Below are 12,223 nucleotides of genomic sequence, written 5' to 3'. Positions count from 1 at the left end.
CCGCTCCCCTAAAAACCTAAGCTAGACAAAAGATCATCTACATCATCTTGGCCAGAAACAACATCATCGCGATTTTCCGCGTCAATAATTGGGCCTTCCGCTTGTACACCATCATTTTTATCGGCCTTAACGCTAGAAGGTTTAGAATGTTCTGAACCGTCGCGCTCGCCAAACATGGTTAACATGTTTACTAGGCTGTCCTCGACTTCTTTTACCAAGTCGATAACGCGGCGAATTACCTGACCAGTTAAATCTTGATAACCCTGTGCCATCAATACTTCTGTCAGTAACTGTGTGAGCTTAGTTGATTGCTCTGCGCTTTCTTCAAGTAAGTTATCTAAATCTGCACAAAGCGCTTTGAACTCGCCTAATTCTATTTGGCGGCTCATTAGCTTTTTCCACTCAGGCATCACTTTCTCGATGCGCTCAGCGAGCGTTTCTGCAATTGGCATGCTCGCTTCTACTGCATCCATAGTAGTATTAGCAGCTTTTTCAGTTTCTTCAATGACGTATGTCAGACGAGACTGTGCATCAGGCATATCTTCGGTCGCAAGATTCTTAATGCGATCGTCAATCTGAAAATTATTGAGCGCATCATGAAGTTGACGCGTCAGTTTTCCTACTTCTGCAAACAGCTCAACATTCTCCTTCATTGAGGCTGCTTCAAGTAGCGCATTGGCTGAAGCGTTGTCACCCTCTTCAAGATAGGCAACAAGTTGTTTAGCTTCGTCCAATGTAATCGGAACGTTTACATTTGGTGACATCCAGTAAACCTCGTTTCTCTGGTGAGCGTCTGGATCAACCTAAACGTTCGAAAATTTTATCCAATTTTTCTTTTAATGTTGCAGCTGTGAAAGGCTTAACTACATAGCCATTTACGCCGGCTTGCGCTGCCGCAACAATTTGTTCTTTCTTGGCTTCAGCAGTAACCATTAGCACAGGCAAATGCTTCAGTTTGTCATCGGCACGAATAGCACGCAGCAAGTCAATTCCTTGCATGCCTGGCATATTCCAATCGGTAACGACAAAGTCAAAGTCGCCTTGCTGTAGCATTGGCAACGCCGTACTTCCGTCATCCGCTTCCTGGATGTTGGAGAAACCCAAGTCTTTAAGTAGGTTTTTGATGATACGTCTCATGGTAGAAAAATCGTCAACCACGAGAATTTTCATACTTTTATCCAAAATAGCCTCCAGTGAGGGGTTAATTGTTATTAATATCTATTCTTCGTCAGCTTGCCACGACTTCATTCGTGATTTGAGTTTTAACATGGCCTGACTGTGAATTTGGCTTACTCTCGATTCACTAACATCAAGTACTTCACCTATTTCTCGTAGGTTTAGCTCTTCATCATAGTATAAAGAAAGCACGATAGCTTCTCGTTCAGGTAATGTTGTAATCGCATGGGCTAACGCCTTTTGGAAAGCACCTTGCATCAAGTCTTCAAGTGGTGCGTCGCTACCCCGATTTTGTTCAGTCGAAATAACGTCCTCAGACACACCTAAATCTTCAATGCCAACCAACTTACCAGCATTTACTTCATTCAACATTTGATGATAGTCCTGCAAACTCACATTGAGTTTAGCAGCAATATCAGAATCTCTGGCATCGCGTCCAGTCTCGCCTTCTACTTGCGAAATGGCTTCTGTTATCGCGCGACCGTTGCGATGCACTGACCGCGGCGTCCAATCGCCTTTTCGAATCTCGTCCAGCATAGCACCGCGGATACGAATACCCGCAAAGGTTTCAAAGCTCGCACCTTTCGAGCCGTCAAAATTGCGAGCAGCTTCTAATAAACCAATCATGCCTGATTGAATTAAATCGTCAACAAGTACACTAGCGGGCAAACGCGCCATCAAGTGATGAGCGATACGTTTAACCAAAGGCGCATGTCGTTCGACTAACTGCGACTTATCGGTTTGTTGTTGATAAGCTGCTGCCTTGCTATTCAACGCTGATTTCCTACTGCTTTCTCTGCAACCAACTGTTCAATGAAAAACTCTAAATGACCACCTGGCTGAGCCGGGATTGGCCATGACAATGCCTTGTTAGCCAGTTGAGTAATTGCAACGGCAGCAGGCGAACCTGGGTAGGCATCGACGATAGCGGTTTGTTTGCGTACCGCTTTACGAATATTTTCATCAAACGGGACAGTTGCCACTAATTCTAGTGCAACATCCAAAAATCGACCTGTTACTTTACTTAATTTACTAAACAGCTCTTGCCCTTCCCGCACGTCGCGCACCATATTGGCGACCACTTTAAATCGAAACACACCGTGTTCGCGATTCAAAATTTTGATCAGCGCGTAAGCGTCAGTTAATGATGTAGGCTCGTCGCACACTACAACCATAATATCCTGCGACGCTTTAGAAAAGCTTAATACCATGTCTGAGATACCCGCTGCGGTATCGACGATGAGAACATCAATTTGTGAACGTAATTCACTAAAGGCGCGTATTAAACCCGCATGCTGAGTAGGTGATAACTCTGCCATTGACTGTGTACCCGATGTCGCTGGCGCAATCTTGATTCCATGCGGACCAGTGACGAGTACCTCATCAAGCGTGCATTCACCCGATAATACGTGAGAAAGATTTTTCTCGACGCGAAGACCTAACATCACATCGACATTAGCCAGACCTAAGTCTGCATCGAGAACCATTACACGCTTACCCTGCTTAGCCATAGCAATGGCGGTGTTTAGTGTAATATTTGTTTTACCGACGCCACCTTTACCTCCGGTGACGGCAATAACTTTGATTAACCTTGATTGCTTCATTTTTCTTAAGCTACTCGCTTGGTCGTCAATCATACTGCTTATGCTGTTTTAATGGCGTTGTTACTACTAGTATGATTCAAACCGTACTTTTTATAAAGCTTTGCAGCAGCAGAAACCAAAGATTTTGCTTCTGCAATCTTAATGTCTTCTGGTACTTTTTGCCCATCGGTGACATAACTAACCGGTAACTGGTACTCAACTGCAGCACTAAGCACCTCTCCTAAAGAGTAGCACTCATCTAACTTTGTGAAAATACAGCCACTTAGTTCAATTTCATCATACGCTTTAATTATTCTCTGCAGTGCAGGATATTGTGTATTTGCCTGCGCTACCAAATATTTTTTCACTTGTGGCATTTGACCATTGTCAAATTGCTTAATTTGTTTAATCAAACGGCTATCTCGCTGACTAAACCCTGCTGTATCAATCAATACTAGACGCTTGTGACGCAGTTGGAAAAGTAAATCTGCTAACTCTTCGCTGGTTTGTGCTTTTCTTACTGTACAGCCAATTATCTTTCCGTAAGTAGCCAGTTGTTCAAACGCAGCTATTCTGTACGTATCAATGGTGATCATTGCCACTGATTCTGGGCCATACTTTTGGGCATATCGCGCAGCCAATTTTGCTACCGTGGTTGTCTTTCCCGTTCCAGTAGGACCCACCAATGCAACAGCGCCTTGTGCGGTAAGTATATCGTTACCTGTTACATTTATGCGATTAGCCAATAGGTTAAGAAGGTAAACCCACGCTTCGCGCTCATTGTAGTGAGCAGGCGTGTAATTTATTAGCTGAGTCGCAAGCGCATGACTTAAGCCCATATCGGTTAAACGCGTTATCAAATATTGATGAACGGGTTTTTGACGCTTATTTTTTGCGTCCATTAAATCAGCCACCTGATACTGTAAAACATTTCTCAGTGACGCTAGCTCTTCTTTAATCTGAGCAAGTTCGTCTGATTGATTAGGCGCAGTTTCATCTATGCTTGACGCTTGATGTGAAGGAAACGCATCTGCTTGCTCATAGCGGCTCGCACGGGATTGAGGTTGAGGCTGAGCAGCTTCAACTTCATCAATAAAGTCATCAGAAAAGTTAAGGTGCGATGCAATTTCATTAGCATGTTGCGCATTGGCAGAGGTATCTTTTTGGCTTTGCGGCTGAGCGCTTGAACCATGTTGCTTTTCAAGTAGCGCTTTTAAACTGTCTGGGCCGTCATCACCGATGATTTCACTTAAGCTAGGAACAGCTTTCTGACCGGGCGCTTTAGAGGCGGGTTTTGGCACTGACAACTTAGCCTCTGGCTCTTTATCGTAAGCTGCAACAAGCTCAATACCGTCAGCCACTTTGCGGTTTGACATGATAACCGCATCGCTACCCAACTCAGCTTTTACTTGGCTTAACGCCTCACGCATATCTTTGCCGAAGAAACGTCTTATTTTCATTGCAACCTCTCCAATCGCTCAGTGTCAGATTATTGACCGACCGAACTGACTATTTTTATCTGCTTATCATCAGGCACTTCTTGGTACGAAAGTACGTGGAGCCCAACAACTGAATACTTTAGGAAGCGTGACAGCACAGGTCTTAGCATGCCTGACGTCAGCAATACCGCAGGTTCACCTTCGAGTTCCTGCTGCTGACTGGCTTGTTGCAATGATTTTTGCAACTTATCTGCTAGTCCTGGCTCTATGCCAGCACCATCTTCACCGCCCGCTTGAAGAGACTGGTGCAACATCTGTTCCAACTCTGGCGCCAAGGTTATGACAGGTATCTCTTTGGCACCTTGTGTAATCTCTTGAACAATCAGTCGTTTCAACGAAATACGTACTGCAGATACCAGTACATCTGGGTCTTGGCTACGCGTACCATACTCACTTAGAGTTTGAACAATAGTACGCATATCACGAATTGGTACGCCTTCGAATAACAATGTTTGCAATACTTTAACTACGGTACTAAGCGGTAAAATATCCGGCACTAGTCCTTCAACAAGCTTAGGATGCTGCTTAGCCAACATATCAAGAAGTTGCTGAGCTTCTTCATGACCTAATAGTTGATAGGCATTATTAGTCAGAAGCTGACTTAAATGGGTTGCAACAACCGTTGCGGCATCGACCACGGTATAACCGAGTGTTTGAGCATGCTCGCGCTTATTCGGTTTTATCCATACAGCATCGAGCCCAAAAGCAGGATCTTTCGTTGCGCGTCCTTCAAGCTTGCCGAACACCTGCCCTGGATTAATCGCAAGCTCCTCGTCGTGACTAATGAGTGAGTCGCCAATGGTCACGCCGAGCATGGCAATAGTGTAAGTATTTGGTTCTAAATCGAGGTTATCGCGAATATGTACAGGAGGAATAAGAAACCCGAGTTCTTGCGACAATTTTTTACGCACGCCTTTAATGCGTGTTAATAACTCGCCACCTTGTGACTTATCGACAAGCGGGATAAGGCGATAGCCAACTTCTAACCCAATGGTATCGACTTGCTGTACATCATCCCAACCCAGCTCTTTGACTTCTGGCGCAACGGTTTCATCCTTAACCACGTCAGGGACTTTAGGCTCGGCAGCTTTTTTCTTCTCTTGTTGTGATTGCCAATAAGCAAAGCCTGCAATCAAAAAAGAGAAACCAAGAAACGCAACGTGGGGCATGCCAGGAATAATACCCATAACAAAAAGTACACCAGCGGCAATATACAAGGCTTGATTATTACCAAGTTGACCACGTATCTCTTTGCCCATCTCCTGAGTTTCGTTTTCACGAGTAACGATAATCGCGGTTGCGACTGACAAAAGTAGCGATGGAATTTGCGCGACAAGACCGTCACCGATAGTCAGGATAGTGTAAATTTCAATGGCGTTTCCAAATGTAAGATCATGCTGAATCATACCAATGAATAACCCACCAACTATATTGATGAGCATAATGAAAAGGCCCGCTACCGCATCGCCTTTTACAAATTTTGACGCACCGTCCATCGAACCGTAAAAGTCGGCTTCTGCGGTAATTTCTTCACGACGTTGACGCGCTTGATCTTGGTCGATATACCCAGCATTTAAGTCAGCATCAATTGCCATTTGCTTACCTGGCATAGCATCAAGAGTAAAGCGAGCACTTACTTCTGAAATACGACCTGCACCTGCGGTTACCACTTTAAAGTTGATGATGAGCAAGATAGCAAACACCACGATACCCACCGCATAGTTACCACCAATAACCACCGCGCCAAATGCTTCAATTACCTTACCGGCAGCGTCGCCGCCTTCGTGTCCATATAGGAGTACTACACGGGTAGATGCCACGTTAAGCGCCAGTCGCAAAACGGTCGCAATAAGGAGTACTAGAGGGAAAATACCAAAGTCGACAGGACGCTGCGTAAGTACCGCGACCAATATGATGACAAGGGAAAGTGCAATATTAAAACTGAAGAGCACGTCCAACAAGAACGGCGGCATAGGTAGAATTACCATGCCCATAATTGCCAAAAGTACGATTGGCGCACCTAAACCACTGGTAAAATTTTGCAGCTGATTTTTGTCGAAACGCTGAAGATAACCGGATAACTGCATCGCTTACTGTCTCACTATCAGAAAATTGACGCTTTTCACTATTCTGATAGGAACATTTCAACTAACGTGCCAGCTTTGATGAATAGCTACCACAGTCGCGTTGGATAAATAAAACGACGGGAATCCCCCCTAGAAATTACCGCCTGTATTCAGGTGGTATAGGCAAATCCCGTTTGAGTGGTCTGGGTCGTTTCCCCTTACCAGCGCGGTGCGCTTTAAGCTGATAAACATGGGCAAGCACTTGCGCCACTGCCATAAACAGCGCATTAGGTACTTCTTCATCGACTTCGGTAGAGTAAAAGATAGCACGAGCAAGCATAGGCGATGGAATAAGTGGGACATCGTTTGCGGTAGCAATTTTTCTTATATGCATGGCAAGTTCATCAGCCCCTTTCGCCACAACAACGGGGGCACGGTTGCCGCTTTCATCATATTTTATAGCAACCGAGAAGTGTGTTGGGTTAGTTACTACCACGTCAGCTTGCGGGACTTCCTGCATCATGCGTTTAGTGGCAGCTTGATACTGCAAGCGACGAATACGGCCTTTTACCATAGGATCGCCCTCGGCATTTTTGCGCTCGTCTTTGACCTCTTGCTTGGTCATTTTCATTTCTTTGTTGTGCTTATACATCTGATATGGCACATCAATAATGGCAATGGGGATCATACCGCAAGCAAGAATAAGAAATGCCCACTTGAGCATATCAAGGGCGTGAAAGATATTGCCGGGATACAACTCCATATCGAGGTGGAGTGCTTCATCTTGAAAGTACAATAGCGCCCCAATGGCCATGCCAATAATAAGCACAACTTTGGCGATGGACTTGAGTAACTCAACCAAGCCATTCATACCAAACATGCGCTTGAACCCTTGAATTGGGCTCATTTTTGACCCTTTGGGCTTCGCTCCTTCCCACGTAAAGTTGTAACCACCAAGGGCTATTGACCCGTAAATACCCGCTATCATGGCCACGACCATATACAGCAGAACAGGCGCACTAATGGTAGAAAAGGCTTCGCCCCATGCACCGAACATATGGGTAGTGTCATAGGTTTCATCGCGAGAAAGAATAAACATGCGCTGTGTCAGTTTAAACACCGACTCGGCAATCCAGCCGCCGAGAAACAGGAACATGAAAGCACTCACCACTAATACTAGGGTGGTTGAGAGTTCACGGGATCGCGCAAGCTGCCCTTTTTTCCGGGCATCATCGAGTTTTTTCCCCGTGGGGTCTTCTGTTTTTTCGCTTGAATCTGCCATTTGTTTGCTCTTTTTGCCTTTGTTGCGATAGGAGCAGAGCAACTTACAAGCACGCTGTAAACCCATCCTTGGGCGCTCTGCCACCGCATCCATGCGGTGGAAGGCTTGCAAGTCGCCCTGCTCCTCTCGCCTAGTTTTTCATTTAGCTTGCTCGCAAACCTGTCATTTTGCGCGAACAATTTCTACCGCGACTTGTCTTTTTTAAGGACAAATATTTAATAGCTCACACATAAACTGTTCAGCGCGAAACCATTGGGTTTCAAAGTGAGCGGTAAAATTATCGAGTGTTATCCAAATAATAATTAACCCCATTACCTGAGCAATCGAGAAACCAATACTAAAAATGTTGAGCTGTGGCGCCGCTTTGGTCATAACGCCAAACGCCAAATTTACAATAAGCAATGACACAATAGGCGCGAGCGATAAAGTCAGTGCCGATACGAACATCCAGCCAGCCCAATGTGCAATGTCTCTGAATTGCTCACCTGTCCACCATGCTTCACCAATAGGAAACGCTTCGAAGCTCATAACAATCATATGGATCATGGATAAGTGGCCGTCTAGCGTCCAAAACAACAGCGTCGCTAAAATAAGATAAAACTGACCTACCGCTGGTACATTAATACCATTAACAGGGTCGACAATCGAGGCAAAGCCCAAACCGGTTTGCATAGCAATAACTTGACCGGCTAGTACAAAGGTGTTGAGAACCATCATAGAGATAAAACCAATAGCAACACCAATGACAAGCTGCTGAATAACCACCACAAACGTACCCACATCGACCAGGTTAGTAATCGGCGACGGTGGAACAACGGGCATGATGATTAGCGTCAGCATAATACCCAACAGTGCACGTACCTGCGGTGGAATCGACTTAGCACTTAACCCAATCATAGCAACGAATAAGCCACTAATACGCATAAACGGAAGCAGCATATCGGCTAAAAATTGGTTAATAACGGATAGTTCAACGTCCACGTAAGAAAAGCCTTAACCCACAACTTGTGGAATTAAATCAACCATGCGAAACGTAAAGTCCATGAGCTGCTGTACCAGCCAGTTGCCGCCCCAACTGAGCGCTAACAGGGTTACTAGTAGGCGAGGCAGAAAGCTCATTGTCTGCTCGTTAATACTGGTTGCGGCTTGAAATACCGCTACAACAAGACCAACAATAAGGCTCGGTACAATTACCGCCGACACGAGTACAATTACCATGTACATTGCCTCACGGAGTATTTCGACAAAGACTTCTGGTGACATAAGCCCTCCTAGACGCCCATACCGAAACTGGTGGCAAGGGTACCGAAAATAAGATTCCAACCATCAACTAACACAAACAACATAAGTTTAAACGGAAGCGATACAATCATGGGTGACAACATCATCATACCCATTGCCATTAGAATTGACGCTACAACTAAGTCTATGATCAAAAATGGAATGAACAACATAAACCCAATTTGAAAAGCGGTTTTTAACTCACTGGTTACAAAAGCTGGGATTAAAATAGTTAAGGGGACCTCTTCAGTATCGGCATATTTGCCTTCATCACCAGCAATGCGTACAAAGGTCTCCAAGTCTTTTACGCGAGTTTGCGATAGCATAAACGCACGCATAGGCCCTTTGGCCTGTTCAAATGCCTCTTTACTGGTCATAGCCTCATTAAGGTAGGGTTGTAATGCTCTTTCGTTCACCTCTTCAAAAACCGGCGCCATAATGAACATAGAAAGAAACAAGCTTACGCCAATGAGGATCTGATTTGAGGGTGACTGCTGTAACCCGATAGCCTGACGTAAAATGGACAATACCACGATAATACGCGTAAACGAGGTCATCATCATAATAAATGCAGGTATTAGACTTAGCGCTGTCATGATAAACAACGCTTGTAATGTCATGCTGTAGTCTTGGGTCCCATCGTCATTGGTGGTAACGGTAACGGCAGAGATACCTTGTTGTGCGTATACTGGCTCTACCATGAAAAAAAGAGCAAATACGGCAAAAGTTAACAACGCAAACTTACGCATCGGAAGATTCGTCCTTTTGATTTTTCTTATTGATCTCAGGGTTCAATTTGCCTGCCATCGCAGCGACCAACTTTTGTTTAAAGGCGTCACCGCCCCCTGCAGCAGTTGCCCCCATTCCTTTTGACGGTACGTCTAGGTTTTTCTCCAACTTACTTAAATGGGAGATATTGTGACTGGTAACGCCGATAAGGTGCTGTTCATCCCCTACTTGAATGACCATGATTTTTTCTTTGGCACCAGCCACCATGCTTGCAACCACTTTCATTTGCCCACTGCCCATGGCGGTGACATTAAACCGACGCATTATATAAGCAAGCGCAAAAATAATAGCGACGACCAGTAAAAGCGATAGAAAAATTGACAGTACCGATGTGGGATTGGTAATGGATTGGGTAGATTGGGCGCCTACAACCTGGCTAAATAACAGGGGCAGCATTGCGCAACCCCTTAGTAAATAAGAAGTTTTATCTGAGCTTCTTGATTCTCTCAATTTGACTAATAACATCCGTTAATCGAATACCGAATTTGTCGTTGACCACTACTACTTCACCATGAGCAATCAACGTGCCATTTACTAAAACATCTAGTGGCTCACCGGCAACACGATCCAGCTCCACCACAGAACCCTGGTTCAACTGTAGCAGATTTCGAATACTAATTTGACTACGACCTACTTCCATCGAAATAGTCACCGGAATATCTAAAATAGTATCCAGCTTCTTTTTCTCTTCCTGAGTAATAGGAGCATCATCGGTCAACTCGTCTAATTCAGCAACCTGAACGTCGCCGTTGTCGCCATCTTGTTCAGCTTCTGACTCGGCTTGTTCGGCCATTGCCGCTGCCCAGTCGTCCATACCGTCTTCACTCATGGGAACTCCCCTTTACCTTACAGGTCTTCTTCGAGTACTTGTAGCTCGGCATCATTATCAATAATGCGCCCGCCACGGGTTAATAACTGTAGCTCAGACTTCACAGAAGTCGGTCTTGCAATTTTTTCCACTATTTTCAGTGCTAGGTTATCGCGCGAACGACCTAACTTCGCTCTGAACGTAGGTAAATCTTCAATGAGCACCGTAATCGTCTCGGGCATCTCAACCGGGATAATATCACCGGGTTTAAATTCCATGACTTCTCTTAGTGGTACATTCACATCAAGCATGTGCGTGGTCAGCGCCACTTTCACATCCATAATTTCATCACGCAGCGCCTTGCTCCAGCGCAGATCCGTGTCTTCTTTATCGCTTTGCACACCGGCGTCGAGTAATTCTCGAATTGGCTCTAGCATTGAGTATGGTAGTGACACGTGGAAATCGCCACCACCACCATCTAGCTCAATATGGAATGAACTGATTACAACCACTTCGGTAGGACTAACAATGTTTGCCATGGCAGGGTTTACTTCTGAATCAAGATATTCAAAAGATACGTCCATAACCGGTGCCCATGCTTCTTTATAATCTTCGAAGATGATTTTAAGCAGCATCTGAATAATGCGGCGCTCTGTTGGTGTGAATTCACGGCCTTCAATTTTTGCGTGATAACGTCCGTCACCACCAAAAAAGTTATCTACCAAGATAAACACCAAACGGGCTTCCATGGTGATAAGTCCCGTGCCTTTTAAGGGACGAAAACGAACCATGTTAAGACTGGTAGGCACAAATAGCGTATGAATATATTCGCCAAACTTGATCATTTGAATACCGTTTATCGATACTTCAGCCGACCGGCGCATCATATTGAACAAGCTCACTCGCATGTGGCGAGCAAAACGTTCATTCACGATTTCCAGCGTAGGCATGCGCCCACGCACAATTCTATCCTGTGAGGAGAAGTCGTATTCTAGTGTAGACGCATCGGAATCGCCTCCACCGCCAACTTCATCTTCCTCGACATCATCTACCCCGTGTAACAGGGCATCGATTTCGTCTTGAGATAATAAATCACTCACAGTATTTACCTATTTAAATGTGTGATTAGCCACTTGAGAATTGTCACAGCGTTACTGCATGACAAAGCCAGTGAAAAGCACACGTTCGACAACATCTTTGCCTTCAATTTCTTGAAGTGCTTTTTGCACTTCACTCACCGCTTGCTCGCGCAATTCAATTTTGCCAGCTTCGGTAATAAGATCGTCTGCATTTGACATACTAAATGCCTGAAGCAAGGTCCCTTCAATTAACGGAATATGTGTCTTTGCCAATTCTTCGTTATCGGAGCCTCGTACCAAAAGCTGAACTTTAATTTGCACAAGTCTGTCTCGGCCACTTCCCGGCACATTGAAAACAAACGGCCTAGGCATGGCAACATAAAGCGCGGTACCCATTTCTGCTTTACCACCAGCTGTCGCGCTCGCGGGTGCTGCGGCGGCATCGGCTTCAGCAAGTTGTTCGGCTGCTGGCTCATCACCACCGGCAAACAGCAAAAAGTACGCCGCGGCACCACCACCCACTAAAACCACCGCAATAATGATGATTAACATCATCTTGCTTTTGCCTTTACCACCTTCCTCTACTTGTAATTCTTCTTCAGCCATGTGCAACTCATCAATTTAAACGCGAAAAACCGTATTATCGGGTTTCGGCCAAAA

The 12,223-nt window shown here is 45.1% G+C and carries 14 protein-coding genes; all 14 read right to left on the bottom strand.

What is annotated here, in order from left to right; translation table 11 throughout:
* Positions 1-8 precede the first annotated feature (8 nt).
* Positions 9-764, bottom strand: coding sequence for a protein phosphatase CheZ (locus tag JN178_RS05195; RefSeq protein WP_202264202.1), 756 nt, complete (start codon positions 762-764; stop codon positions 9-11).
* A 34-nt stretch (positions 765-798) separates the two neighbouring features.
* Complete coding sequence (gene cheY, locus JN178_RS05190) at positions 799-1,182, bottom strand: chemotaxis response regulator CheY (RefSeq protein ID WP_012517682.1); 384 nt, start codon at positions 1,180-1,182, stop codon at positions 799-801.
* A 36-nt stretch (positions 1,183-1,218) separates the two neighbouring features.
* Entirely contained in the window at positions 1,219-1,950 is a 732-nt protein-coding gene (locus JN178_RS05185) for an RNA polymerase sigma factor FliA (RefSeq protein ID WP_202264200.1), read from the bottom strand.
* A complete protein-coding gene (locus tag JN178_RS05180; RefSeq protein WP_159623477.1) occupies positions 1,947-2,813 on the bottom strand; it encodes a MinD/ParA family protein in 867 nt (288 codons plus the stop codon). The genes JN178_RS05185 and JN178_RS05180 overlap by 4 nt, the downstream gene beginning before the upstream one ends.
* A 5-nt stretch (positions 2,814-2,818) precedes the next feature.
* Positions 2,819-4,219 carry a flagellar biosynthesis protein FlhF gene (flhF, locus tag JN178_RS05175; RefSeq protein ID WP_202264198.1) on the bottom strand — a complete coding sequence of 467 codons (1,401 nt, stop codon included), beginning with the start codon at positions 4,217-4,219 and terminating at the stop codon, positions 2,819-2,821.
* 29 nt (positions 4,220-4,248) lie between these two features.
* A complete protein-coding gene (gene flhA / locus JN178_RS05170; protein ID WP_202264196.1) occupies positions 4,249-6,345 on the bottom strand; it encodes a flagellar biosynthesis protein FlhA in 2,097 nt (698 codons plus the stop codon).
* Positions 6,346-6,481: 136 nt separating this feature from the next.
* Positions 6,482-7,606 (bottom strand): flagellar biosynthesis protein FlhB, encoded by a 1,125-nt coding sequence (gene flhB / locus JN178_RS05165; protein ID WP_202264194.1) that lies wholly within the window; start codon positions 7,604-7,606, stop codon positions 6,482-6,484.
* Between the two features lie 201 nt (positions 7,607-7,807).
* On the bottom strand, positions 7,808-8,587 hold the full coding sequence (fliR, locus tag JN178_RS05160) for a flagellar biosynthetic protein FliR (protein WP_159623487.1): 780 nt from the start codon (positions 8,585-8,587) through the stop codon (positions 7,808-7,810).
* Positions 8,588-8,599: 12 nt separating this feature from the next.
* Entirely contained in the window at positions 8,600-8,869 is a 270-nt protein-coding gene (gene fliQ, locus JN178_RS05155; protein WP_131092542.1) for a flagellar biosynthesis protein FliQ, read from the bottom strand.
* Between the two features lie 8 nt (positions 8,870-8,877).
* Positions 8,878-9,636, bottom strand: coding sequence for a flagellar type III secretion system pore protein FliP (gene fliP / locus JN178_RS05150; protein WP_202264192.1), 759 nt, complete (start codon positions 9,634-9,636; stop codon positions 8,878-8,880).
* The gene (gene fliO, locus JN178_RS05145; RefSeq protein WP_202264189.1) at positions 9,629-10,072 is read right to left on the bottom strand and encodes a flagellar biosynthetic protein FliO; all 444 of its coding nucleotides are present in this window, start codon (positions 10,070-10,072) and stop codon (positions 9,629-9,631) included. The genes fliP and fliO overlap by 8 nt, the downstream gene beginning before the upstream one ends.
* A gap of 28 nt (positions 10,073-10,100) precedes the next feature.
* A complete protein-coding gene (fliN, locus tag JN178_RS05140; RefSeq protein ID WP_159623493.1) occupies positions 10,101-10,505 on the bottom strand; it encodes a flagellar motor switch protein FliN in 405 nt (134 codons plus the stop codon).
* Positions 10,506-10,522: 17 nt separating this feature from the next.
* On the bottom strand, positions 10,523-11,584 hold the full coding sequence (fliM, locus tag JN178_RS05135) for a flagellar motor switch protein FliM (RefSeq protein WP_159623495.1): 1,062 nt from the start codon (positions 11,582-11,584) through the stop codon (positions 10,523-10,525).
* A gap of 51 nt (positions 11,585-11,635) precedes the next feature.
* On the bottom strand, positions 11,636-12,169 hold the full coding sequence (gene fliL / locus JN178_RS05130) for a flagellar basal body-associated protein FliL (protein ID WP_159623497.1): 534 nt from the start codon (positions 12,167-12,169) through the stop codon (positions 11,636-11,638).
* Between the last annotated feature and the right edge of the window lie 54 nt (positions 12,170-12,223).

Source organism: Alteromonas sp. KC3 (assembly GCF_016756315.1).
In the GTDB taxonomy this organism is placed as follows: domain Bacteria; phylum Pseudomonadota; class Gammaproteobacteria; order Enterobacterales; family Alteromonadaceae; genus Alteromonas.
The sequence above is the reverse complement of the archived record's forward strand: the minus strand, read 5'-3'. Positions and strand labels throughout refer to the sequence as shown.

Excerpts from the sequence above, each read along its gene's own strand:
- fliL (WP_159623497.1), bottom strand. The coding sequence starts at position 12,169 with ATGGCTGAAGAAGAATTACAAGTAGAGGAAGGTGGTAAAGGCAAAAGC.
- flhB (WP_202264194.1), bottom strand. The coding sequence starts at position 7,606 with ATGGCAGATTCAAGCGAAAAAACAGAAGACCCCACGGGGAAAAAACTC.
- fliO (WP_202264189.1), bottom strand. The coding sequence starts at position 10,072 with ATGCTGCCCCTGTTATTTAGCCAGGTTGTAGGCGCCCAATCTACCCAA.
- flhA (WP_202264196.1), bottom strand. The coding sequence starts at position 6,345 with ATGCAGTTATCCGGTTATCTTCAGCGTTTCGACAAAAATCAGCTGCAA.
- fliP (WP_202264192.1), bottom strand. The coding sequence starts at position 9,636 with ATGCGTAAGTTTGCGTTGTTAACTTTTGCCGTATTTGCTCTTTTTTTC.
- JN178_RS05180 (WP_159623477.1), bottom strand. The coding sequence starts at position 2,813 with ATGATTGACGACCAAGCGAGTAGCTTAAGAAAAATGAAGCAATCAAGG.
- JN178_RS05195 (WP_202264202.1), bottom strand. The coding sequence starts at position 764 with ATGTCACCAAATGTAAACGTTCCGATTACATTGGACGAAGCTAAACAA.
- flhF (WP_202264198.1), bottom strand. The coding sequence starts at position 4,219 with ATGAAAATAAGACGTTTCTTCGGCAAAGATATGCGTGAGGCGTTAAGC.
- fliQ (WP_131092542.1), bottom strand. The coding sequence starts at position 8,869 with ATGTCACCAGAAGTCTTTGTCGAAATACTCCGTGAGGCAATGTACATG.
- fliN (WP_159623493.1), bottom strand. The coding sequence starts at position 10,505 with ATGAGTGAAGACGGTATGGACGACTGGGCAGCGGCAATGGCCGAACAA.